Here is a 26,312-nt window from a genome sequence, read left to right on the forward strand (position 1 = left end):
TCACATCGCCCGCAATTTGACTATAATACGGGCGCCTAAAAAATAGGTCGCGCGAAGCGGCTTTTCTTTTAAATAAAACATCGGATAAAACACCATGAATTTGCATGAATATCAGGGTAAACAATTATTCAGAGAATACGGTTTACCGGTATCTGAAGGGTACGCTGCCGATACACCACAAGGCGCTGTTGAAGCTGCCGACCGTATTGGTGGATCAGAGTGGGTTGTAAAGTGTCAGGTACATGCTGGCGGTCGCGGTAAAGCCGGCGGCGTAAAACTAGTTAAAACTAAAGACGAGATTCGTGCTTTTGCAGAGCAGTGGTTAGGAAAGAAATTAGTAACTTTTCAAACTGACGAAAACGGTCAGCCTGTTAGTAAAATTTTGGTGGAATCGTGCACTAATATCGACAACGAATTGTATTTAGGTGCAGTTGTTGACCGCACCACACGTCGCGTTGTGTTCATGGCATCTACCGAAGGTGGTGTTGAAATTGAAACGGTTGCTGAAGAAACGCCTGAGAAGATTTTGAAGGCAGAAATAGATCCAATCGTTGGTCCTCAACCATATCAAGCGCGTGAAATGGCGTTTAAATTGGGTTTGAAGGGCGCACAGATTAAACAATTTACGCAAATCTTCTTAGGTCTTGCGAAAATGTTCGAAGAGCTTGACGTAGCACTTATCGAAATCAACCCGCTAGTGATCAAAGACGACGGCAACTTGCATTGTCTTGATGCAAAGGTGGGTATCGATAGCAACGCGCTATATCGTCAGCCTAAAGTTAAAGAAATGCACGATCCATCGCAAGAAGATGCACGTGAAGCCCATGCAGCTCAGTGGGAGCTGAATTACGTTGCACTAGATGGCAATGTAGGTTGCATGGTTAACGGTGCAGGCCTTGCAATGGGTACTATGGACATCGTTAACTTACACGGTGGCCAACCGGCTAACTTCTTGGATGTTGGTGGTGGCGCGACGAAAGAACGTGTTGCTGAGGCATTCAAAATCATCTTGTCAGATGACAATGTAAAAGCCGTATTGGTAAACATCTTCGGTGGTATCGTACGTTGTGACATGATTGCTGAAGGTATCATTGGCGCAGTGAAAGAAGTTGGCGTTGAAGTGCCAGTTGTTGTGCGTCTTGAAGGTACAAATGCAGAATTGGGTCGCGAAGTACTTGCGAGCTCAGATCTAGACATCATCGCTGCTGAGTCGCTAACAGATGCTGCTCAGAAGGTTGTTGCTGCAGCGGAGGGCAAATAATGTCAGTTTTAATTAATAAAGATACTAAAGTTATCTGCCAAGGTTTCACTGGTGGACAAGGTACGTTCCACTCAGAGCAAGCTATTGCGTATGGAACGCAAATGGTCGGTGGGGTAACTCCAGGTAAAGGTGGAACAGAGCACCTAGGTCTTCCCGTATTTAATACAGTACGTGAAGCAGTAGAGGCAACTGGCGCAACGGCAACCGTTATCTACGTTCCAGCACCATTCTGTAAAGACTCAATTGTTGAAGCTGCAGACGCAGGTATCGAGTTAATCGTATGTATCACAGAAGGTATTCCTACGTTGGATATGCTGTATGTGAAAGAATACGTTGAGTCAAAAGGCGTGCGTATGATCGGTCCAAACTGCCCAGGAGTTATTACTCCGGGTGAGTGTAAGATCGGTATCATGCCTGGTCATATCCACAAGCCTGGTAAAGTCGGTATCGTATCGCGTTCAGGTACATTGACTTATGAAGCGGTTAAACAAACCACTGACGAGGGCTTTGGTCAATCTACTTGTGTTGGTATTGGTGGTGATCCAATCCCAGGCTCAAACTTTATCGACATCCTAAAGTTGTTCCAAGATGACCCTCAAACTGAAGCGATAGTTATGATCGGGGAAATTGGCGGTACTGCAGAAGAAGAAGCTGCAGCCTTCATCAAAGACAATGTTACCAAGCCAGTTGTTTCATATATTGCCGGTGTTACTGCACCTCCAGGTAAACGTATGGGACACGCGGGTGCAATCATTGCTGGCGGCAAGGGTACAGCGGACGAGAAATTCGCAGCGCTTGAAGCAGCCGGTGTGAAAACGGTACGTTCACTGGCTGAAATTGGTGCAGCATTGCGTGAAGCAACCGGTTGGTAAAAACGATTTTTGCTAATTTAAAAAGCCCGCATTTGCGGGCTTTTTTATTGTCCAAATGCGGTAAGTCGGTAGTAAATAAGGCTTAGATTTTACTCATAATACCCACTGATAACTGCTTGCCTCGTTCACTAAAATTAGAAGTTTACGACCTAAATAGGCTATTCGAACTTCATCAAATTGAGCGGTGATTTATGCATAAAATTGTTATGTGTTAACTCTGGACGGGGTGGCCATAATTTATGCATGCCATTAAGCTATTGATAATAAAGAACAAAAAAAAACCTGTTAACTTTTTGTAATAAAATTTCACTGAATACGTATGCATACAATTGTGGTGTTAACAATTTATTCATAACATCCCCCCTGAATTTTAATAGGTGAAATAGTAGCCGCAATAACCATTCACTAGCGGATAACTACTTTTCAGCTAATTCACAAACAGGAACGGGACACACATGACGCATTTCAAACCAAATTTAATCAAGGTCGCTTTGATTTCGAGCGGCTTTGCATTCGGCGCTGGGCAGGCGATTGCTCAGGAAGAACAAACGCAAGCAGAACAACCGGACTACGAAGTCATTCAGGTTTCAGGTATTCGTGGTAGTTTGCAGCGCGCACAAGCCATCAAAATGGACAATACGTCAATCGTTGAAGCATTGTCTGCAGAAGATATTGGTAAATTGCCAGATACGAGTATTGCCGAGTCACTTGCTCGTTTGCCGGGTTTAGCTGGTGAACGTCGTGACGGGCGCACCAGTGGTCTATCGGTGCGTGGTTTTAACGAAAACTATATTGGTACCTCGTTAAATGGCCGAGAATTACTCGGTATGGGTGACAACCGCGGTGTGGAGTTTGACTTATATCCATCTGAAATTATCGCTAACGTTCTAGTTTACAAAACGCCAGATGCATCATTACAAGCGCAAGGTATTGGTGGTACGGTCGATTTACAAACAGTAAACCCATTAGGTAAAGACCGTACGATCACATTTAACGGTTTGTTGGAGCAAAATGGTAAGGACTCAGCGAACCCAGACTTTGACGACCAAGGTCACCGTTTCTCTCTTAATTATGTAGACAGTTTTAATGATGACACTTTAGGCGTGGCGCTTACGATTGCATCGATGGAATCGCCAAGTCAGGAAGATCAATTCCGCGGTTGGGGATACACCAACGCGAATCCTGACAAAGCTGCACCAGGTGTAACAGTACCAGAAGGTACACAAATTCTAGGTGGTCACGATTCATTCGTACGTTCTGCCATGATGGAAAGAAACTCATTGGCTGGTGTTATTGAGTGGGCGCCAAGTGACGAGCTAACAGTTAAACTAGATGCTTTGTACATTGACTTCCAAGAAGACAAAGTCTTCCGTGGAATTGAAGAAGGTGGCGCAGAGTGGGGCACTCAGAACTACACTATTACAGAAGTACAAGATGGCTTTGTTACCGCAGGTACATTTGCGGACTTCTTCTCAGTTATTCGTAACGATGCTGAAAGTAAAGAAGCTGAATTGACGACTTTCGGCTTAAATGTTGAGTATGTCATCGATGAAAACTGGGTTGCCGAGTTTGATTTCTCTACAGGCGATGTTGAGAAAACCATCACTAATATAGAAAGTTATTCAGGTGTTGGTCGCGCAGGCATCGACGGACGCCCAGCAATTGCTCGTTCATGGACAATGACACCTCAGGGTGCTGTTTATGGCGACCATCCATCATTGCCGACATTAGACTACACCGATCCAAGTTTGATCCGCTTAGCTGGACCACAAGCTTGGGGCAATCCGTTATTTGGTAGTGATTCACAAGACGGTTTCGTTAACCAACCTGTATTTGATGAGTCATTAGACTCATTCCGCGCTCAACTTGACGGTTACGTTGAATACGGCGTTATCACAGGGGTTGAAGCTGGGGTGATTTATTCTGACCGCAGCAAAACCAAAATCAATAACGGTGCTTATTTGACGGCGCCAGAATACCCAGCAGATGGTCCAATTCCAAATGTATTGGGTGTTGCTAATCTTGATTTCATCGGCATCAACGGCGTCTTGGCGTATGATGCGTTAGGCCTGTTTAACAGTGGTTATTACATTTCAAACGACGCCGGTTTAGTGCAAAACGACCGCTTGGGTGATACCTATAAAGTGGAAGAAGAGTTACTAACAGTTTACACAAAGTTCGATCTTGAGGCTGAAATTGGTGATACCTATTTACGCGGTAACTTCGGCGTACAGATTGTTGATGTAGACCAAAGCAGCTCGGGCTTTAGTACCACTACAAACGCGAATGGCTTTACTGAGGCAGTTGCTGTTGAAGGGGGCGCAGACTACACCAGCGTACTACCGAGCTTAAACTTAAGTTTGGAAGTTGCTGATCAACAGTTCGTACGTATGGCCATGAGCCGCGTAGAAAGTCGCCCGCGTATGGATGATATGCGTCCAAATGCACAGGTAAGCTTTGCCTTTAATGATAACCAAATTACCAATTCAGATCCGCAAAATGGTCCTTGGAGCGGTAGTGCAGGTAACCCAGGTTTGCGTCCGTTGGCGGCAAACCAGTTTGATTTAAGCTATGAAAATTATTTTGCTGAATCAGGTTTCTTTGCCGTTGCTTTCTTCCTTAAAGATTTGCGTAACTGGCACCGTGATTCAAGCTTGTTGGCGGATTTTGAGTCAGTGTACATTCCTGGTTTCCACCAAGGTTCTGAAGGTCAAACGCCGGCGACCTTCCAGGGTTTAGTTAGCGCCAAAGAAGACGGTTTAACCGGTACGGTGCAAGGTTGGGAAATCCAAGCCAGCGTTCCATTTGATGTGTTCCATGAAAGCCTTGAAGGTTTTGGTATGTTTGCCAGTGCGACGTTCATGAATGGTCACTTAAATGACGGTACCAATATCCCTGGTCTTTCTGATGAAGGTTATCAGTTAACCGCGTTTTATGAAAAAGCTGGTTTTGAGTTCCGAGTATCGGGTCGTAAACGTTCAGAATTCAATACCGAAACCCGCGGTTTAAGTTTGTCACTGGTAGAAACCTTCGACCAAGGTGGTGAGTTGTGGGATGCGCAAATTGCCTATGACTTCAGTGAGTCAGGTATTGACGTGCTTGATGGCTTACGCATTACCTTACAAGGTCAGAACTTAACGGATGAAGACACTTTGCAAACAAACTCTGATGCAAGAGAAGTGACGCGCTATCAGTCTTTTGGTCGCAACTTCTTGTTAGGATTTAATTACACGTTCTAACCCTGGACGAAGAACGCAACCCGTACCGTGTTTCCGCGGGTTGCGATTTTTCTTTAATTTGGATAAAACCACTTAGTAATAAGTGGTTTTTTTATAGAGTGAAAAATGCAGCCAATTAAAAAACTAGTGATTCTGGGTGGTGGCACTGCCGGCTGGATGTCAGCAGCGCTGATCAAGAAGATCATTGGCCCTGCCGTCGACATTGTGCTCATAGAGTCCGATACCATAGGCACTGTTGGCGTTGGTGAAGCCACTATTCCTCCCATTCGTCTAGTCAATCAAATTCTAGGTATCCAAGAGCAAGATTTCGTTAGAGAAACCAAAGCGACATGTAAATTAGCGATTCGTTTTGAAAATTGGTTCAATCAAGGCGAGCACTACTACCACACGTTTGGTGCGCCGGGTAAGAGCATGGCGTTTTGTCATTTTCACCATTTCTGGCAACGTGCTAATCAATTAGGGCACCAAACTAACCTTTGGGAATACGATTTAAACTACCTAGCCGCGGAGGCGGGTAGGTTTGCTCAAATAAACAGTAAAGATCCGATCATAGAATTGCCGTTCGCTTATCATTTCGATGCAGGTTTGTATGCACAGTACCTGCGAAAACTAAGTGAAAAAATGGGCGTTCGGCGTCAGGAAGGCTTGGTTGATAAGGTAATCACTGCTGATAATGGTGATGTATCTGCACTGCAACTAAATAGTGGCGAGCATATCGAAGCCGATTTTTTCATCGATTGTTCCGGCTTCAAAGGGCTTTTAATTCAGCAAACGTTGGGTGTGGGTTACGATGATTGGAGTCACCTGTTACCCTGTGACAGTGCATTGGCCGTGCCGTCAGAGCGTCATGAACGTACGGTACCCTATACGCGCTCGATAGCTCATCAAGCGGGTTGGCAATGGCGTATTCCATTGCAACACCGAAATGGTAATGGGCATGTTTTCTGTAGCCGGTTTATGTCGGTAGATGAAGCAACTCATGTGTTGATGTCTAACCTCGATACTGCGCCGTTGGGAGAGCCCAAGCTCATCAACTTTACCACGGGGCGGCGGCGAAAGCAGTGGCATAAAAATGTTCTTGCGGTGGGTTTATCCAGTGGCTTTTTAGAGCCGTTGGAATCGACCAGTATTCATTTGATCCAATCTGCGATTGTGCGTTTTGTACAGTTGTTTCCCCATCAGCAAGTCGCCGCGTCGGCGGTGGCTGAGTATAACCAACAATCGGAATTAGAATTTAACCAGATAAGAGACTTTTTAGTCTTACATTATGTGTTAAACAACCGTCAGGGCGAGTCGTTTTGGGACACAATGCGACAATTGGAGATCCCAAGTTCGCTGCAACAAAAAATGAATTTGTTCGCACAAACAGGCAAGTTATTTCGCGAAGCTAACGACTTGTTTCTGGAAAGTTCTTGGTTGCAAGTCATGCTTGGGCAGGGGATTATGCCCAAAGACTATCACCCGATGGCAAATAATATGTCAGAACAGCAACTTATTTCCATGCTCGAGTCTGTACGCCAAATCAAACGGGACCCGTTAGCAAAATTACCGCTACATGATGATTATCTAAGTAATTTATGTGAGCGTAATTAAGGTTTTGAAGAATGACTAAATCGGTTGTTATAGTCGGTGGTGGCACTGCCGGATGGATGGCAGCGCACTTGTTTGTGCGCCAGCTACCAGAAGCGAAGGTAACACTCATTGAATCCGATACTATAGGCATTGTTGGGGTTGGTGAAGGTTCAACGCCGACGTTAAAGCGCTTTTTCGACATTTGCGATATTCCTGAACGGGAATGGATGCCGTGTTGTAATGCGACTTACAAAGTCAATATTCGCTTTGAGGGATGGAGCCCACGTTCTGGCAATGCTAGTTATAGTCACCCCTTTATCAGTCAGGTGGATACCTTTACGGAACGGGCATTTGAAGTGAATTGCCGGACGCGGCGATTAGGGCTAAATACGACAACGAGTCCAGAAAAATTCCTGCTCAATGGGGTGCTTGCAGCACAGAACAAAGCGCCAATAACACCTCCGAATTTTCCCTTTCGAATGGAATACGGCTATCACTTTGACGCTTATTTACTAGGGCAATTTTTACGTGAAAAGGCTAAAGCCAGAGGCGTTACTCATATTGTTGCGGATGTAGAATTCGTTGATTCTCACCCCAATGGTGCTATTGCTGGGCTGCGGCTGAATGATGGTAGAGTAATTGACGGTGATTTGTTTGTTGACTGCAGCGGATTCGCCGCGATTTTAATGCAAAAGACGCTGAAAGTGCCGTTTAAGTCGTTTGGCGATAATTTATTTAATAATGCTGCGGTTGTTCTAGCGACTGAAGCTGCAGAGACTATTCCTGTTGAAACTACGTCAACAGCACTTACGAATGGCTGGTGTTGGTCGATCCCACTAACCAATCGAACAGGAAATGGTTATGTGTTTAGTGATGAATTTATCTCTGCTGATTCTGCGGAAAAAGAGCTTCGTCAACATTTAAATGTCGCTGACAATGTCGCTGCTCGGCATTTAAAAATGCGTGTTGGACAGCTCGAGCAGCATTGGGCCCACAATTGCCTTGGCCTTGGCTTAGCGCAGGGATTTATTGAGCCTTTGGAAGCTACGGCCTTGCATCTGGTGCAAGTGTGCGTTGAGATGTTTATTGATAAGTGGCGGGAAGGCCAGTTCAGTAATCAATATCAAAAAGATTTTAATCAGTTGATGAATGAGCGATTTGAACGGGTGCGTGATTACATTGTTGCTCACTATAAATTAACTACACGGGATGACAGCGACTATTGGCGAGCTAATCAAGCGAATATGCAGTTTTCAGATTCACTCGGGCATATTTTAGATGTGTGGTTTAAACGCGGGGATTTGCGTGAGGAGATCCAGCGTCAACAGTTAGACAGTCACTTTGGTTCGGTATCTTGGCATTGTTTGCTGTCTGGATATGGTGCTTATCCACCACTGGCGGCAAAGCAGCCAGGTAAAGGCGATCTGTATATTGAAAAAGACGTTGAGAGGCTGCTAGAGGGCTGCGCATTAAATTTCCCTTCACACGCCAAAGCACTTGCCAGATAACGCTAACTGAGCTTTGAGTTTCTCCCATTAAGTTCCGTTTTCAAGCTGTTAACATCTATCAATGAATCACTTCGATTCACCAACTTTCCTTCAACAAATTTAAATTTACCATCTCAATGCAAGCGCTTAACCACTAATAAAAACAGTGGTTTAGCGTATTTGAGGGCGCTGAGCTGTGTGTGAAAAAATTGTAAACAAGAGTGATTGAATACGTATGCAGTTCATTGTTTGACCATTGGGGGAGGGGTACTATTAAGTTGATTACTATAATTAGGTCAGCGTCTATGTGGTGCAGTTAAACGCAGATAGCGACCTATTACACAACTGCAATGGGACAACACATGCAAAAATTCAAACCCAGTTTGATCACCGCAGCGCTTGTTGCCAGTGGATTAGCGTTTGCCAGCCAACCGCTATATGCACAGGAAGCTGAAAGCCCAGAGGTGCCAGAAGAAGAGACCATCGAACGTATTGAAGTCCGCGGCTTCAGTACCAGTTTGATCCAGTCACTTAACCAAAAACGCTTTGGCGATACTGTTTCTGAACAGTTATCTGCCGACGACCTTGGCGGATTGCCTGATGTGTCGATGGCAGACGCTTTGACGCGCCTACCCGGAATATCCGCAGTGCGAACGGGGGGACAAGCGGCTGAGATCAACATACGTGGTCTTTCTGGTGGTTTTGTATTTTCTACCTTAAATGGTCGTGAACAGGTATCTACCAGTGGTACGCGTTCGATTGAGTTTGATCAATACCCTTCTGAGCTGATTAATTCAGCTGCGGTTTATAAATCGCCAAAAGCTTCTTTGGTTGAAGGTGGTGTTGCCGGTACTGTTGAACTGCGTACCGCGAATCCTTTGTCAATTGAAGAGCAACACAAATTCAATGCTAATTTGCGTGGTATGTACAACGACCGTGCGGATGAAATTCCTGATGGGGAAGAGTTTGGTCATCGTTTGAGCTTCTCCTATCAGGGCAAGTTTATGGATGATACTTTGGGCGTTGCATTAGGTTACGCACGTTTGTATCAACCCAGTGTTTCAACTCAGTTTATTGGTTTAGCCTACAATGCCGTAACCGATGTGGACGGCATATATTCAAACTCTGAGTGTGCACAAGATGATATTGCACCGGAGTGTGAGCTCATTTCAGAAGGCTTCGAAATGCAGCATAAAGGTGGTGAAGAAACCCGTGATGGTTACGTTGCTGCCATCGAGTGGGCACCAGTAGATAATTTCACCCTAAAGGCTGATGCTTTCGTATCGAAGTTCGATTCAGAAGCGTTTGCACGCGGCTTCCGCGTCAAGCTTGGGGGAGTAAATTCGTCAATTACCAATCCAGTGGTTGTCAATCGCAGCGTTGTCGGTGGTACTTTTACCCGCACAGCCGATAGCTTTACTCGCGTTGAATTAGTTAATGATGATAACCAAGACTTTGATCAAGTAGAAAGCTACGGAATAAATCTTGATTGGGACATCAATGACGATTGGTCAGCGCAATTCGATATTTCGCTATCTAAGGCAGAAAGTAATTTTAGAAACGGTTTGCTATGGTCTCTGGTTGGTGAGGATGCGAATGCCGCTAACCCTCGATTTGATGAAAATATCTCGATTTCTTATCAATTGAATGGCTTAAATTTACCTGATTTAGCGTTTAATCAAGCGCCATTATTTACTGATTTAGATCGTGTAATGGTCAGTAAATATGGTATTTACCCATTTCAAAACGATGATGAATTGGATGCCTACCGGCTAGACTTCCAGTACGCACTTAATGATCTTCCTTTTTCAAGCATTGAATTTGGTGCGCGTTACTCTGATAGAGAATACAGCAATGATCGCAGTGTGTTTGAATATGGGAATGATTCAGCATTTTCTGCGAGCCAACCACCATTGCGCTTGACGCAAGATATGGTTGAAATTGTGAATTGGCAGGGGGATTTTGGTTATTTCCCTAATTATTTAGCGATTGATTTGGATGCGGCATTAAACGCGTGGTTCCCGGGTGGCATTCCACAACCTCAACAAACCTGGGGGCCGGGTGCTGCGGGCGTGATCAACGGTCCAGGTACTGGCCCTTCAACGGCATGGTCAGTACAAGAAAGCGGCGATGTATTTGAAACCGTAAATGCTGCCTATTTAATGGCGAATATCGATACTGAAATTGGCGATATTCCAGTCACAGGTAACGTCGGTGTTCGTTATGTTCGTTCTAAACAGGCATCGACCACGCTGCAACGTGCGACTCGATTTATCGAAGATCCAGTTTCAGGTACTTCGGTAGAAGTGAGCGATCCGACTCAAGGTGCGCAAAACATCACCGATGAGGCAGGCTTGATTAATAACTTCTATCGTCCTGCAGTTATCTCGCACGAGTACTCGGATCTGCTACCAAGCATCAACTTGAATTTCGCACTGACTGATTCATCGCAATTGCGGGTTGCAGCAGCGAAAGTGATGGGTAGAGCGCCGATTAACCGTTTCGCAGCGAATGCCTCTACGTCGGTAGAAACGGTTACCGCAGTGCAAGATCGCGATAGTGGCGAGGTGACAATTTCTACTCCTACGGCACGGATCAATGGTTCTGCTCGAAACAGCCCATACCTTGAACCGTTCTACGCGACACAATATGACATCTCGTATGAATATTACTTCCAGGATACTGACGGCGCGTTTATCGCAGCAGCGTTCTACAAGGATATTGAATCATTCATCGAAAACATTGCAACCGAGCCGTACGACTTTGAAGGTAACGGATTTATTGTTCCAGACTCAATACAAGTACCGGTTTTCTTAGAGCCTGAATTTGATGGCCAAGAACCAGAGCTTGCTCGTGATGCGAACGGTGATCCTGTATTTGTAACTGTGCCAACCGAAAATGGTCGCTATGAAACCGCGGTAAACAACGCGGAGGGTGGATATATCCGAGGTTTAGAATTTGCGTATACGCAAATCTATAGCATGTTACCGGGTCTGTGGTCTGGTTTAGGCATGAACGCAAGTTACTCATTTACTGAAAGTGAGATCTCTTTAACTACGGGCAATGGCGTTTTCGCGAGCAGTCTACCGGGACTTTCCGAGAATGTGGCACAAGTCACCTTATTCTGGGAATACGAAGGGTTTGAGACACGCATCAGTGGGCGTTACCGTGACCAGTTTGTGTCAGAGCAGGTAGCGGTAAATGACCAAACCGTTAATTTTGATTCTGAAATGGTGGTTGATTATCAAGCGTCTTATGAAATCAATGAAAATATGAGCGTGCTATTCCAAATCAATAACCTGACTGACGAACCGACAAAAAGTTACTTCAGCTCGCCAGAACAGACCGGAACTATTCAGTTCTTTGGAACGCAGTACTTCTTAGGGTTGACGTATTCACTATGATAAATCGACTAAAAAATAGCAGTGAAACTGTCACCAAAAACTTAAGCGTAACATTGGAGCAAATACCTATGTTTAATCGTTCACGCGCATTAGGAGCTATGCTACTAATGCTTTCCGCGCTGATCTTGTCAGGCTGTGGCGGTTCTGATATTGAAAGCGGAACCAACAATCTGCTGACTTGTGATGCCCCAAATGTACCTGACGGAACTGGCACTACCTGTGTGCCACCTCCGCCTATTCAGTGCACACCACCTACGGTACCAAATGAAACCAATGATGCTTGTGTCGTTGGCGCTGACCCAACCTTGCCTGACCCAGTGTTCTTCCCTGGTGATGACCAAGCCGTGTTGTATTACAACCGAGCGGCGGTCGATGCGGACAACTCTGCGAATGACCCAGCCTATACCGGTTATAAGCTGCACACATGGAGCAATGATGCGTGTGATGCCTATGCTGATCCAGATACCGATTGGGCTGCAGGCCGTGAGCATGATGGTGTTGACCCTAATTATGGTGCTTATTGGATCCTTAACCTAAAACCTGGATATGCCGGTACTGCAGGCTCATGTCACAACTTTATCGTACATATCGGTACTGATGATGCGGGTAAAGATCCGGGTCCAGACCAAAAAGGCCCCTTGGATCAAGATGATGCTCGTTTTGCTCGAATGAACTTTGTTCTTTCAGGTGAAACTACTGTATTCGAGTTTCCAATCATTTCGTTAGGTCCTCAGCCAGTATCAATAGAGGGAATGGCAGCACATTGGTTGGATGCTAATACCTTGGTTTCGGCGCTTGACATGGAAGGCATAGAGTCAATGAAGCTACATTATTCTGCAGCAGCGGATCTTGAAGCGACATTGGAGAATGGCTTAAATGGCACAGCGGTTGACTTGGAACCGGTCACGCTAACCGAAGAGCAAGCAGCGATAGCACCGCATTTGGCTGATTTGCCGGCGTTCCAAGGTGCATGGACTGCCGAAGAGGCGAAATCCGTATTAAAAACTCAAGCAGTGTTAGCTGGATATGATGCTGAAGGTACGCTTGTTGCAGCAACAGGTATCCAAATTGCCAATGCTCTTGACCAGTTGTACACAACCGGTGAAGAAGATGCGAATGAAGCTGCATTAGGCCCAGTGTATACTGACAGTGGTATTACTGCTGCGGTTTGGGCGCCAACGGCTCGCAACGTGCGGTTGTTGTCCTACAACGACAATAAAACTCTAGCCAGTGCGATTAATATGACTGAAGATCCTGCCAGTGGGGTTTGGCGTTATTCTGGTGACATGTCATTGGATCGTACGTTATACCGATACGAAGTCACGGTTTATCACCCGGTGACAGGTAAGGTTGAAACGTTAGAAGTGACTGATCCGTATTCAGTGTCACTGTCTACCAACGGTCGCTTCTCACGCTTCGTCAACTTGAATGATGACGATCTTAAACCGGAAGGTTGGGATACGCACGAGATCCCAGTGGTTGCGAATCCTGAAGACATCGTGATTTATGAAGGTCACATTCGTGACTTTAGTATCCGTGATGAGAGTGTTTCGGCACAGAATCGCGGTAAGTATCTGGCCTTTACTGAAGACGGTAGTGCGCCGGTTGAATATCTGCGTGGTATGGCAGAAGCGGGAGTTACTCACTTCCACATGTTGCCTGCAAACGATATCGCCACCATTGAAGAAGATGTTTCAAGAACTGTCGATTTTGATAGTACAGTCGCACAGCTATGTCTACTTAATCCGAACGCTTCGGTTTGTGAAGACGCCGATGCATCGATGACACTTGGAGATTTATTTGCTAGCTATGACGCAGTGCAAGAGCCGACCAAAGCGCAAGCTCTCGCAAATGATATGCGCAATCATGACCAGTTTAACTGGGGTTATGATCCGCATCATTTTAATGCACCGGAAGGTAGCTATGCATCGAGTCCTGAAGGGGTAGAGCGGATCATTGAAATGCGCGCCATGAATCAAGCATTACATGGTTTAGGTCTGCGCGTAGCACTTGATGTGGTCTATAACCATACCAATGCTTCTGGAGTATTCCCTAAATCAGTCTTAGATAAGGTTGTCCCTGGCTACTATCATCGTTATGAAGTGGATTCTGGTGCCATTGTGCGCGAGACCTGCTGTGACGATACCGAGCCACGCAATATTATGATGGAAAAGCTGATGCACGATTCCCTCGTGTTATGGGCCGAACAGTATAAGTTCGATTCTTTCCGTTTTGACATCATGAGTCAGGCAACTAAAGACACCATGGTAGCTTTACGTGATGCGGTCCAAGCCATCGATCCAGATAACTATTTCTATGGTGAAGGTTGGACCAAAATCGATCGTGGCTATGAACAAGCCAATCAGTTGAATATGGCGGGTACAGAGATTGGTACCTTCAATGACCGTATTCGTGAAGCGATCCGTCAGGGCGCAATATTCATGCGCGAAGAAGATGGGGCAGCCCTATCGGCACAAGACCGAGTTAAGTCTGGTTTAGCCGGAACTCTGTCTGAATACATTCTTGAAACATCCGCAGGCGTGGCGACAACGACAAGTTCACTGGGTGGTTATGCACTTGATCCAGCAGACATTATTAATTATGTATCTAAACACGATAATGAAACCCTGTGGGATCAATTTAACTATACTTTGCCAGCAGATCTTAGCCTTGAGGAACGGATCCGCGCGCAAAATATCGGTATCGGCCTGCCCATTATGGCGCAAGGTATTCCATTCTTACAGATGGGCGGAGACATGCTGCGCTCTAAATCTATGGATCGGAACACCTATGATTCGGGCGATTGGTTTAACTATGTAGACTTTACGCAACAGACTAATAACTGGAATGTTGGCTTGCCGCTAGCCCAAGATAATCAGGGGCGCTGGAATGAAATGGCAACATTCATTTATGCACCTGAGCGTGCAGCAGGCATGACAGATATTGAGTTTGCCTCTGTGGTATTTAAAGAATTACTACAGATCCGTAAGAGCAGCTCGTTGTTCCGCCTAACTACAGCGCAAGACATTATTCAGCGTCTAGGCTTCCACAATATTGGCAGCCGTCAACAGCAAGGCCTCATCCTCATGAGCCTTGATGATGGTATTACGCCGGATAGCGATATCATGTTGACTGATATCGATCCGATGCATGATGCGATTGTGGTAGCGGTAAACAGTGGTTATGAGGAAAAATCAATCACTGTTAATACGGCAACTGGTTTCGAACTACATTCGATTCATGCTAGTTCAGTTGATCCTATGGTCCGCAGTGCTAGCTTTGCAGAAGGTGATGAGGGCAGTGGTACCTTTACTATCCCAGCATTAACCATGGCGGTATTTGTTAAGCCACAAATGGGTGCACAAGGCTATGGTTTGTCTGCTTACGCGACTGCAGGCGCTCCAGATGTAGTTCCGTTCGGTGATACCGTGGTGTACCTACGTGGAGGTATGAACGGTTGGGGAACAGATGATGCAATGGTCTACCAAGGTGATGGCATCTACAGCGTTGAAGTAAACCTAACAGCCGGTGAAGAAGTTCAGTTTAAAGTGGCTTCGGATGACTGGGCGACGGTTAACCTAGGCGCACCAGACGGTGAACCTACAGCAGTGACGGAAGATGAAACTAAGGTGATTGCAACTAGCAATAATAACTTAGCCTTCACGCCGGTAACTACAACCAGCTATAAGTTCACGATGGACGCATCTGATACCAGTGAAATTTTACTGACAGTCAGCAAAGCAGACCCGTATTTCGACAACACGGTGTTCTTGCGTGGCGGCATGAACGGCTGGGGAACAGATAATCCGTTTACCTTTAAAGGAGATGGATTGTACACCGTTGCGGCTGATTTAGACGTTGCTACTTATGAGTTTAAGGTGGCGACTGACGATTGGGCGACAGTCAATTTAGGTGCCACCAGCGGTGATGACGCTGACAAGCGCGTTGACTTGGGTGAAGCCGCACAACTAGCACCATCAAATGACAACTTGTACATCGAGATTACTGAAGCTGACTCCTATGTATTTGCATGGGATAATGCTGCACCAGAAAATCCATTGTTGCGGGTATTCAAAGAGCAATTCTTTGGTAGTACGCCAGTATTCGTGCGCGGTGGCATGAATGGTTGGGGAACTGACAATGAGTTGGTCTATCAAGGCGATGGTGTTTATTCGGTTGATATCTCACTTGGCGGTGGCGCAGTTGAATTCAAAGTAGCCAGTGATGACTGGTCTACAGTGAATCTTGGTGCACCGGATGGTGAGAGCAACGAAGTGTCAGTTGGAGTGCCATTTAATATGGCGACCAGCAACAATAACTTGCGAATTGACACAGAGACAGCGACCTTTGAGTTTAAGGTAACTGGCCCTGAGCGCGGTTCACCTCAAGTGACCGTGACTCAGCAGTAACGTGCTTTGAGAATAAAAAAGGCTGCAACTGCAGCCTTTTTTTTGTGTATTCAATTAGTCACCAATGTGAAGACACCAATTACTTAGCGTGCTTTTGCAGTTAGCCTGGGAACAACTTACTCAGTGGCGAGACCGCAAATCAATAGCAGAACTTAGAATCGTTGGGGTGTAAAATTGTGCAACGGACGCTAGTGTTAGACTAGCAATGCATTCTTTTTCGATAAAAAATATTTATCATAACGAATAAAACAATTTGCTTTAATTTGCGATGCAAAGCGCTATCTTGAGCGTATCCAACGTGGATAAAGCTATTACATAAAGAGATGAACAAGAAACATAAGCGATTCGACGACGAGTACGAAGACGATTACGAAGATTTGGGTAAAGGCAAAAAAAAGGAATCTAAGCGCGGGCGCTTCCATCGGGAGCAGAAGCGACATGGTGGTGATTATCCAGAATACGCGCAATAGTCGAGCGTCGTGAGTAACTAGGGTATCTTTTTATCGAGATACCCTTGCTTGAATATGTTTGAACGTAGATACTGACAGTACGAATGACTTAATTTGTATTGTTTTGGATACTCGTTTTCTTTCCACTTTTATCGAAGTTTGTAACACTCGCCACTTCGGCCGTGCTGCCGAAAACCTCTTCATTACCCAAGCCGCGGTCAGTGCGCGTATTCGTTCATTGGAAGAATACTACAAGGTAGAACTTGTTGAACGCACGCGAAACCATATCAAACCGACATTAGCCGGTGAGCGTTTATTGCCATATGCAAAACATGTGGTTGAATTGTTGGCGCAAAGTCGTAGTTCTGTTGCAGAGATATCACCTGAAACGTTTGCGATTGGCGTTAATGAGTTAGTTGCAGAGCTCTTATCTGAACAGTTAGGTACGTATGTGCAACAACGAATACCACAGCAGGTCATTAGTATAAACACAGAAACTGCAGATGTGATTTCACGCCAATTGCATGAGCGTTTGTTAAATATTGGTATCTTAACTGAACCGTTAAAATCTGATGATATTGAATCAGTGTGCGTGTTAGAGGTACCGCTCGCCTTATTCAATAGTGAAGCAGAGTCAGGGGAGCTGAATGCCTGTGTTCAAGTTAATTATCCATCTAAATTATTAGATGCACTGCAAATCGAATTTGTGCAATGTCGTCACAGTTTGTTTAAAACCAACTCACTGCGATTAGCGGGTAGCTTAGCGTATAAGCAAAATTGTGCAGTAGTTTTGCCGATGACGACCAGCGTAGCGCAATGGGGATTTGAGCCAAAACAACACCAGGTATCAACAGCAACTTTGAAGGTCTACGCTTGCTATTTAAAACAAGCGCAACAGACGCATATTCAGGATGTGATCAAGGTCATTCAAATGCCAGAATAAAACGGTTTTAAAAAGGCGTTTATTCAGGTTGGGTTAACAGATACTCGTGTTCTGGATCAACCACCAAACGCCCGCTCATGGCTTCACGCCCAAGCAACATTAAATAAGTCATTTCCGAGCGGTCGGTTAAGGTCAATTGGATTTGCCAGCGCATTCCGGCAATCACAATATCGGTTTCAATAACATAACGTCGTTCACGGGTGGCGGTTGAGCTTTTAATATTTTTAACCGCACTCACCTTAGCTTCACGACGCACAATTTCATCAACATTATGGATATTAGGGTGGATGTCAAAACTGACCCATTCCTCACCATCACGTTGAAATTCTTCTAGGTTATCGACATGTAATGAAGAGGTCGCAGCTCCGGTATCCACGCGAATGTTAAGGTTTTCTATGGTTAGCTCTGGTAGGTTGCAGAGCTCTAAAGAACCAACAATGTGTTTGTTATTAACCATTCTCATGCAATTATCTCAACTAATATACGAGTGTTGGCGCTTCGACACTTAAATTACCTTGCAGTAATTCAACGTGCTCAGCCACACTATCTGGTTTGGAGAAGTACGCAATGTGATACATCGCTTCACCTTCTTGCGTTAATGGAATATTTTGTTTGCCGATGACGATACCCTCTGCTGGACTGGTCACTAAATCTAAGTCTGTGCCGTAGGGGTCAGAAATACGTGCAAGTGTATCGCCCTTAGATACATGATCGCCTAATTGCGCGATATGATGCACAAAACCACTTTCTGTGGCTCTTACCCAGCCACTCTCGCGCGCAATAAAGCGCTTGATATCTCGGCCTTTCGCTTTACGTTTATTCAGCATGCCAATTTCGCGCATGACATTAACGATGCCTTTTACACCTGCGCGAATCGAAAATTCGTCGTAGCGTAATGCTTGACCCGCTTCATACAAGATCACTTTTACTCCAACGTCACCGGCGGCTTGACGTAACGACCCATCTCGAATATCGGCATTGAGCATGACCGGTACTCCAAACGCACTGGCAATGGCAAAGGTTTCTTCATCATCCAGATCGGCCCTGATCTGAGGGAGGTTGCTGCGATGGATGGCGCCGGTATGCAGATCAATTCCGTAATCTGATTGCTTGATAATTTCTTTTAAAAATAAGTTGGCAATGCGCCCGGCCAGCGAGCCTTTTTTGCTGCCCGGAAAACTTCGATTTAGGTCACGTCTATCGGGTAGATAACGACTTTGATTGAGCACGCCATACACATTAACCATAGGGACAGCGATCAGCGTGCCGCGTAGATTTTTAATACTGCGTGATTTAAGCAGTCGCCCAACGATTTCAATACCATTGAGCTCGTCACCGTGAATGGCTGAGCTAACGAACAGGGTTGGTCCTGGCCGTTTCCCGCGCTGCACATGCACCGGAATTGACATGTGTGTGTCCGTGTATAACGGCGGTAAGGGAAGCTCTAGGCGCTTGGTTTCCCCTGGCTTGATGGATTGACCATTGATGACTAAAGCACTCATTTATTACCCTTTTCCACGAGTCTTGGTGCTAGTCTTCGTACTGATCTTACTCTCGATGTGAGTGATCAGCATACCGGCAACGTCTTTCCCAGTTGCGGTTTCAATCCCTTCTAAGCCCGGTGACGAATTAACTTCCATCACAACCGGACCGTTTTTCGAACGTAAAATATCCACACCAGCCATGTTTAAACCCATGGTTTTGGCGGCATCAACAGCGGTTTTGCGCTCTGCCGGAGACAAGCGCACAATACTCGCTGAACCCCCTCTATGCAGGTTAGAACGAAACTCACCTGGCGCAGCTTGACGTTTCATTGCAGCGATGACTTTACCGCCTACAACCAAGCAACGAATATCCGCACCGCCAGCTTCTTTGATGTACTCCTGCACCAGAATGTTGGCGCCGATCCCCATAAAGGCTTCGATGATAGCTTCGGCCGCCTTGGCGGTATCTGCCAGTACCACACCAATCCCTTGCGTTCCCTCTAACAACTTGATGACAACGGGTGCCCCACCAACGTTTTTGATCAAGTCATCAATGCGGTCAGGGTGATTAGCAAAGCCGGTACGCGGCATCCCAATTCCTTTGCGCGAGAGCAGTTGCAATGAACGTAATTTATCACGCGAACGACTGATTGCGACTGATTCGTTGATAGAAAATGTGCCCATCATTTCAAACTGACGCACAACCGATGTGCCGTAAAAAGTCACCGATGCGCCGATGCGCGGGATCACGGCATCGTATTTGGGTAATGGTTTACCTTTATAGCGCACTGATGGGCGGTTACTGGTTATGTCCATGTAACAATGCATAGTGTCTACTACATCAACCTGATGACCACGAGCCTGGCCAGCTTCTACTAAGCGTCTGGTTGAGTAAAGTTTTGGGTTCCGTGAAAGAACAGCTATTCGCATAATCAATTTCCAAATTGTTTTGCTGAGTGTATCAGTGTAGCAAACGAAAAGACTACTGTTATCTTGTCTAAGAAATGCAGCTTTACGTTAGTTCTAAATACTTGTTTTAATGTGATTAATAAGGATGAATAACACTAATTTAGGTAGGGTTAATCAATCGGAGCTCAATTTTAATAGTGTGGCATAGGCCTGTCCGTTTTATGTTCTATTCTCACCACTAATGCACCATTCAGTTGCTAAGTGTTTCAATTAACCTGAGCGTAGAGGGACTGACATCGCCAGCGCGTTGAGCCCGTAGTGCATAGAAAAGCGCTTCTGTTGTGCGTTGCTGCTGAACAAGTAGTTCAGCCGCTTTAGCATTCGCTATTGGGTCGTGCGGTAGTGCATCAGCGATTAATTGTGAGGTTTTGACCAACATGTTTAGATTGGTCTCAGCTTGATAACGCTGAGCCGATTGCTGCGCCATGGTCAGCCAACTAATTTGTTTACGAAACTGCTGTAAACCTAAAGTCTGCTGCCAATCATTCGGTGGGGGTAATGCGACGGGCTTTGGCGAATCGGTAAATGGATAGTCTGCCATCAGGGTTATTATGCTTGCGAACCCGAAATATTCTTCAGCAGGCAGGAGAGGGCGCCGTTGCCATGCTGTAGTGGTATCAATTGTTTGCCAGGGGCGAAATAGACCAGACTGCGACATGCTTTGATACACGGCATCTGCAATCACAAAATAGCCAGGTACGTTGGGATGTAAATGTTCGAGCATTAAATTGCGCCCGATGATCTGGTCTTTGCTGCGTTGCTCCAATGCCGCTAATGCGTCAACCAAATACACGCCAGATTCCTGCGCCAAGGATTTTATAATAGCGTTGATTGCTTCGGGTGCTCTAAAACGCAATAAGTCGTGCTCTTTGGCCAATAAGTAATGATGTTTAGCGCGTTGCATGTCAGCTGTGGCCTCAAACGCTTTGGCTAGCTGATAGTGTAGATCCGCAGACGTTGAATCTTGCCATTGAGTCGCCAGCGTAATTAGCGCTTGGGGTGCAGTCACTGTTGCCTTGACTTGGGAAAACTCATTGGGGACTGGTTGACTGGCAAAGGGCGCCTGATCGCGAAGATTACTGGCAATTGTACTGATAAAAACAGGGATCCCAGCCGCTTGATACCGAGCAATAAGGCGCTGCATATTGCTTGAAAACTGCTCAAGCCCGGCTGCATAAAGTGCTGAATCCTTCTCGATACTTTGGTGCTTAGCGACTTGCGACATAACCGTTCGTCGCGATTGTTCATTCGAGGATTGGTTTGTTGGTGGATTAAGTGCGTAAATAACGCGTTGTAGTAATTGGTAAGTGTGCAAATCCTTTAACCACAGCATGGCACGGGTTAACCAGTATTGTTCGCCCAAGGTGAAATTAGAACCCACGCCAAGTACGCCAAGGTATTCATTGTGCCCCGCATAGATGACGACTGCGTCAGGTTGTTGAGCAATAATCTCATCCGCTAAGTCCAATAGCGTGTGCGAGTTTACTGCAGATAATGCGGTATTTATCACCTCTACATAGCGCCCGGGTAAACTGGCTTTGAGTCGGTGATCAAGCATGCCCGCTAGCGATGCCCCTAATCCATAAGGGTAACCCGCAGCCGTTGAGCCTCCCTGCACAAAGATTCGAAAACCATTGGCAGGCTTTTGCTTGAGCAAAAAATTGGCTTCTAAGGTTACATTTGGCGCACCGCTCTGAGGTGGAAAATAGCGTGTTAAGACATCCGGGCGTGGCAGTTGGTAATCCGCATGTGCAGGATTATCAATAAATAACGGGGTAGGCGGCGTGATAGAAAGCAGACGCAAACTCAATTCAAACAGAATAAAAAACAGGAAGGGAATGCACAACATGATCGCTCTGAACAGCCAAACTTTAGAGTTCACTTGCATTATTGTCCTGCCATTTGCTGGTTAATTTGCTGCAAATAGTGCTTTGCCTGCGGATTCACAGGCTCAATCTCTAACGCCTTGCGCAATTGCAAACGCGCTGCACTCAGATTGTTGCCTAAATATAGGACCTGCGCGTAGTGCATACGATACGCAAACGATGTAGGTACCAAGTTAACCGCGCGGCGCGCATGATATTGACTTAGAGTCAATTGATTGGCTTGACGGTACAGTTGGCTCGCAGCGTTCTCTGCTTGATGGTTGGCGTGCAGGGCATCTGCCATGACACTTGCTACGGTAGCAGCCCGAAGTGGGTTTTGTTGCTCTTGATAATAGGTTAAAAGGGCGCTTTGTTGTTCCAACCATGCCTGTCCATTAAAACGGGCAATAGCAAAGCGGGTAATATCATTGTCTGGTACAGGTAAGCTAAATGGCACAGGAGCAGCTTGGAAAGGGTAGTCTGAAATCAGTTGTTGAACTTTCAATTCAGCAAATTGATGGTCCACCTCGGTTAAGGGAATTGTTTGCCACAGCGACTCGGGTGAAAAATCAGAGACGGAAGGCAATAATTCATGCCGTTGCAGACTCAGTAGGAATGCATAAGCCAGTTTAAAGTAACCTCGCGCTGTAGGATGCAGGTGTTCCAGCATATGTACTTTGCCAATAATTCCGTGCGTTGTGTCGTCACGTACTATCTGCTCACTGTTAACTAAATACACTCCGTCTGCTTCGGTAAGACGGGCTATTTCTGTATTGATCTGGCTAGGTGCTCGAAAGCGCAACAAATCGAGGTCTCGGGCAGTTTGAAAAAACTGGTGAGCTTGTTTCACTTCGCCTGCGTTAAAGCGTTCATTCGCAACACTAAAATTTAACCTAGCAGAGGCCGATAACCCCGCGCTTTCAGGCAGACTTTCAAAAGGGGGCTGGTGTTGTTCATTAGAAACCAGATTACTCAGATAGACCGGAATTCCGTGTTCTTGAAAGGTCTTAATAACCGCCTGCATATTATTGCGAAACTGGGCTATTCCAGCGTTGTACAGTTCGGAATTTAGGGGGATATGGGTGTCTTTTGCGACTGTCGCCATTACGGTTCTGCCCGTTTGTATTGCCGTTTTATTCGGCGCTGGGTAGAGCAACGATTGCAACAATTGAAATAAGCGCGATGATTTTAAATTGAGCAACATTAAGTTACTTAAGTGGCCACCCGCACCCGCATACACCGAGCCTACGCCCATAACCCCTAAGTATTCATTGTGACCCGCATAGATCAGCACCGCGTCGGGCTCTAGCGCGGCAACCTCGGCACTAAAATCGCGTAACGCGTAACTGTTGATGCTGGCCATAGCAACTGAAATAACCTCTATGTCACGCTCGGGGTATAGCTGTTTCAGTTGATGTTGCAGCATACCCGTAGGTGAGCCGAAACGACCATAAGGAAATCCTGCTGCCGTCGAACCTCCCATGACGACTAAGCGAAGTGTATCTTTAGGTTTTTGTGCAGTGAAAATAAAGGTGTCTGGCGCTACATTAGGAGCTGCTGCTGGGTGGTGAAAATAGCGCTGGATAATTGCCGGATTGGGTTGCAGTAATCCTGGTGAATGCGTCGTGGGAATAAATAATGGATAGTGCTGGCCGAAACCGAATAACCGCAAAGCGCCTTCTGCACCGAGTAAGACCAACGCTGGTAGCGCCAACATGATCAGATAATACACAGGACGGGTAGCGCGTTGGTTATTTGCCACAATCAAACTACTTAAAGGTAATTAAAAACACCGAGGTTAGTCGGGATAGGATTGAATAACAATATCTTATCGGTCATTATGCGTCGCAAGTATTGTGTTTGTAAATGAATCTAGATGGCGAAAATCCTCGGTATTTCGGCCTACTATCACGACAGCGCAGCCTGTATCGTGGTTGATGGGAATATAATCGCAGCGGCGCAAGAAGAGCGATTTTCACGCAAAAAACACGATCCACGTTTTCCACGTCTTGCGATTGAATATTGTTTGGCTGCAGCTGACATGGATATTCAACAACTTGATGCCGTGGTGTTTTACGATAAACCTCTATTGAAGTTTGAGCGTTTGCTGGAAACTTATCTGGCACATGCGCCAAAAGGCTTTTTGAGCTTTACCAAAGCGATGCCGATCTGGCTAAAAGAAAAGCTATATTTAAAAAGTTTATTGCGCAGAGAGTTGCGCTCGATCGTGTCAGATCCCAAGTCACCATTACCTAAGTTACTTTTTACCGAACATCATCAAAGTCACGCAGCTTCGGCTTTTTACCCGAGTCCGTTTCAAGACGCAGCAGTTGTATGTTTAGACGGCGTCGGCGAGTGGGCCACAACGTCGGTTTGGCACGGCCGAGGAGCCGAATTAACGTTGCTGGAAGAGATCCATTTTCCTCACTCGCTGGGATTACTGTACTCAGCCTTTACTTATTATTGTGGATTTCGTGTCAATGCGGGCGAATACAAGCTTATGGGGCTAGCGCCCTACGGAGAGCCTTCATACGTCGAGCAAATATACGCACATCTGATTGACGTTAAACCTGACGGCAGTTTTCGCCTGAATATGCGTTATTTTGATTATGCGGTCGGCAAGGTAATGACCAATCGTCACTTTCATGAACTCTTTGGGGCTGAGCCTTTAGCCGCAGATTCAACACCCACTCAAAAACATTGTGACTTGGCGCGTTCCATTCAAGTGGTCACGGAAGAGGTTGTGATCAAAATTGCCCAGCACGCGAAACATTTAACCGGCGCGAAACAACTTTGTTTAGCGGGCGGCGTGGCGTTAAATTGCGTGGCAAATGCTAAAGTTCTGGCGCATGCAGGCTTTGATGATATATGGATCCAGCCTGCTGCTGGTGATGCAGGCGGAGCATTGGGAGCAGCTCTAGAGGCTTGGTATTCCTATTTTGATAACCCCCGCGACAGCGACGAAGAGGCATTGCGGGATTCCATGCAGGGAGCATATCTTGGTCCAGAGTTTGACGATGAGCAAATAGCGGCCGCGATTAATCATTTGTCTTTACCTGCAGAGCATTTAGATGATGATGAACTGTTTACGCAGGCGGTAAACTGGTTGTCTTCAGATAAGGTCGTTGGATGGTTTCAAGGTCGCATGGAATTTGGCCCTAGAGCGTTAGGGAATCGTTCAATCCTGGGGGATGCACGAAGCACCTCTATGCAGCGGCAGATGAACGTTAAAATCAAGCAGCGCGAATCATTTCGCCCGTTTGCGCCTATCGTTTTGGCTGAAAAAGCTGACGAGTATTTTGATTTTAAGGGGATTAGCCCGTATATGCTGCTAACGGCGCAAGTAAAAGAAGATTTGCACCGCGCGCAGCAAGCAACTGCTAAGAAAACTGGTCTCGATAAGGTAAACGAGGTCCGTTCAACGTTGCCTGCGATTACTCATATCGATTACTCGGCGCGTCTGCAGACCGTTGAGGCAACGCAGAATGCACGTTTGCATCGACTTCTGACAGCGTTTGAGCAAGCGACGGGCACAGCGGTACTCATTAATACATCATTTAATGTTAGAGGCGAGCCTCCTGTGTGCTCGCCTGCTGATGCCATCCGGTGTTTTCTCGCCACCGATATGGATTATTTGGTCATGGGGAATTGGGTTTTGGCAAAATCAGCACAGCCTCAAGCTGAGATAGACAAAGCGAAAGCCGTAACGTTTGAAAAGGACTAAAACATGAAAAATTGGTTTATGTCGATTCGCTTACCGATGGCTGCGGCTGATGATCGCAAGGCCTTGCGTCAATTTGCGTGGCAAATGGCGATTGCGTTTCCTTTATTCTTTTGTTTAATCATCCCATGGCTGCTTGGGCATGTCATGCCGTTATGGCCATTGGTTGTTAGTGGAATATTGTTAAGCTCGGCTTTGCTTGTGCCCGTATTATTATATCCCTGTTACGTGGTATGGATAGTCATAGCCAGTATTCTTGGTTGGATGAATACGCAATTGATCCTTGCACTCATCTTTTTTGTGCTTATCATGCCTCTAGGATTGGTACTGCGATTGTTTGGCAAACTAACCTACCAGACCAAGCCTGTCGAGCAAGCCGAGAGCTATTGGCTAAAGCGCGACAAGCCGCCGAAAGCCGCTAACTTAGAGGAGCCATTTTAAGCAATGTTGGAGTTTTTTCAGGACCTGTGGGCATTTTTACGAGTACGTAAAAAAATGTGGTTACTTCCGATCGTTGTCATCATGGCGTTATTAGGGGCAGTGGTCATTGCCACTCAACAGTCTTCACTGGCAGCGTTTATCTACACGCTCTTTTAATGCTAATTTAAAGAGTTCTCTCTACGCTCAATGTCAAAAT

General features: G+C 45.9%; 17 protein-coding genes. 12 read left to right on the forward strand and 5 right to left on the reverse strand.

The genetic code is table 11. From position 1 onward, the window contains the following. The first annotated feature begins 94 nt into the window (after window positions 1-94). The 9 genes from sucC (at window position 95) to CSH92_RS08465 (ending at window position 17,636) form a co-directional block, all read left to right on the forward strand. Window positions 95-1,261: an ADP-forming succinate--CoA ligase subunit beta gene (gene sucC / locus CSH92_RS08430; RefSeq protein WP_100657165.1), complete on the forward strand. Its 1,167-nt coding sequence runs from the start codon at window positions 95-97 to the stop codon at window positions 1,259-1,261. Further along, a complete protein-coding gene (gene sucD, locus CSH92_RS08435; RefSeq protein ID WP_100657166.1) occupies window positions 1,261-2,133 on the forward strand; it encodes a succinate--CoA ligase subunit alpha in 873 nt (290 codons plus the stop codon). The genes sucC and sucD overlap by 1 nt, the downstream gene beginning before the upstream one ends. A gap of 455 nt (window positions 2,134-2,588) precedes the next feature. Next, window positions 2,589-5,372, forward strand: a complete 2,784-nt coding sequence (locus CSH92_RS08440) for a TonB-dependent receptor (protein ID WP_100657167.1) — start codon at window positions 2,589-2,591, stop codon at window positions 5,370-5,372. 105 nt (window positions 5,373-5,477) lie between these two features. Further along, the gene (locus CSH92_RS08445) at window positions 5,478-6,965 is read left to right on the forward strand and encodes a tryptophan halogenase family protein (protein ID WP_100657168.1); all 1,488 of its coding nucleotides are present in this window, start codon (window positions 5,478-5,480) and stop codon (window positions 6,963-6,965) included. An 11-nt stretch (window positions 6,966-6,976) separates the two neighbouring features. Further along, complete coding sequence (locus CSH92_RS08450; RefSeq protein WP_100657169.1) at window positions 6,977-8,452, forward strand: tryptophan halogenase family protein; 1,476 nt, start codon at window positions 6,977-6,979, stop codon at window positions 8,450-8,452. Between the two features lie 341 nt (window positions 8,453-8,793). Further along, complete coding sequence (locus CSH92_RS08455; protein WP_100657170.1) at window positions 8,794-11,835, forward strand: TonB-dependent receptor; 3,042 nt, start codon at window positions 8,794-8,796, stop codon at window positions 11,833-11,835. A 68-nt stretch (window positions 11,836-11,903) separates the two neighbouring features. Continuing rightward, complete coding sequence (pulA, locus tag CSH92_RS08460; protein WP_100657488.1) at window positions 11,904-16,244, forward strand: pullulanase-type alpha-1,6-glucosidase; 4,341 nt, start codon at window positions 11,904-11,906, stop codon at window positions 16,242-16,244. 323 nt (window positions 16,245-16,567) lie between these two features. Continuing rightward, entirely contained in the window at window positions 16,568-16,714 is a 147-nt protein-coding gene (locus CSH92_RS17105; protein ID WP_164084694.1) for a hypothetical protein, read from the forward strand. A 58-nt stretch (window positions 16,715-16,772) separates the two neighbouring features. Continuing rightward, window positions 16,773-17,636, forward strand: coding sequence for a LysR family transcriptional regulator (locus tag CSH92_RS08465; RefSeq protein ID WP_164084695.1), 864 nt, complete (start codon window positions 16,773-16,775; stop codon window positions 17,634-17,636). A gap of 19 nt (window positions 17,637-17,655) precedes the next feature. On the opposite strand, the gene CSH92_RS08470 is transcribed toward CSH92_RS08465, so the two are convergent. From CSH92_RS08470 to CSH92_RS08490, 5 genes are all read right to left on the reverse strand, one after another. Further along, entirely contained in the window at window positions 17,656-18,099 is a 444-nt protein-coding gene (locus CSH92_RS08470) for an ATP-dependent zinc protease family protein (RefSeq protein WP_100657172.1), read from the reverse strand. Between the two features lie 13 nt (window positions 18,100-18,112). Continuing rightward, complete coding sequence (locus CSH92_RS08475) at window positions 18,113-19,138, reverse strand: succinylglutamate desuccinylase/aspartoacylase family protein (RefSeq protein ID WP_100657173.1); 1,026 nt, start codon at window positions 19,136-19,138, stop codon at window positions 18,113-18,115. 3 nt (window positions 19,139-19,141) lie between these two features. Beyond that, window positions 19,142-20,050, reverse strand: a complete 909-nt coding sequence (rimK, locus tag CSH92_RS08480) for a 30S ribosomal protein S6--L-glutamate ligase (RefSeq protein WP_100657174.1) — start codon at window positions 20,048-20,050, stop codon at window positions 19,142-19,144. A gap of 229 nt (window positions 20,051-20,279) precedes the next feature. Then, the gene (locus CSH92_RS08485; RefSeq protein WP_100657175.1) at window positions 20,280-21,977 is read right to left on the reverse strand and encodes an SGNH/GDSL hydrolase family protein; all 1,698 of its coding nucleotides are present in this window, start codon (window positions 21,975-21,977) and stop codon (window positions 20,280-20,282) included. Beyond that, on the reverse strand, window positions 21,977-23,716 hold the full coding sequence (locus tag CSH92_RS08490) for an SGNH/GDSL hydrolase family protein (protein WP_100657176.1): 1,740 nt from the start codon (window positions 23,714-23,716) through the stop codon (window positions 21,977-21,979). Before CSH92_RS08490 ends, CSH92_RS08485 begins: the two co-directional genes overlap by 1 nt. Before the next feature lie 114 nt (window positions 23,717-23,830). Here CSH92_RS08490 and CSH92_RS08495 point away from each other — a divergent pair, with 114 nt between their 5' ends. Genes CSH92_RS08495 through CSH92_RS17110 form a run of 3 tightly spaced genes read left to right on the forward strand, consistent with a single transcriptional unit; the run spans window position 23,831 to window position 26,272 of the window. After that, window positions 23,831-25,678 carry a carbamoyltransferase family protein gene (locus CSH92_RS08495; protein WP_100657177.1) on the forward strand — a complete coding sequence of 616 codons (1,848 nt, stop codon included), beginning with the start codon at window positions 23,831-23,833 and terminating at the stop codon, window positions 25,676-25,678. Between the two features lie 3 nt (window positions 25,679-25,681). Beyond that, window positions 25,682-26,116 (forward strand): SxtJ family membrane protein, encoded by a 435-nt coding sequence (locus CSH92_RS08500; RefSeq protein ID WP_240612764.1) that lies wholly within the window; start codon window positions 25,682-25,684, stop codon window positions 26,114-26,116. Window positions 26,117-26,119: 3 nt separating this feature from the next. Beyond that, complete coding sequence (locus CSH92_RS17110; RefSeq protein WP_164084696.1) at window positions 26,120-26,272, forward strand: DUF5989 family protein; 153 nt, start codon at window positions 26,120-26,122, stop codon at window positions 26,270-26,272. The last annotated feature ends 40 nt before the right edge of the window (window positions 26,273-26,312 follow it).

Origin of the sequence: Neoalteromonas flava (genome assembly GCF_002807685.1) — a bacterium.
Taxonomy (GTDB): Bacteria; Pseudomonadota; Gammaproteobacteria; order Enterobacterales; family Alteromonadaceae; genus Alteromonas_E; species Alteromonas_E flava.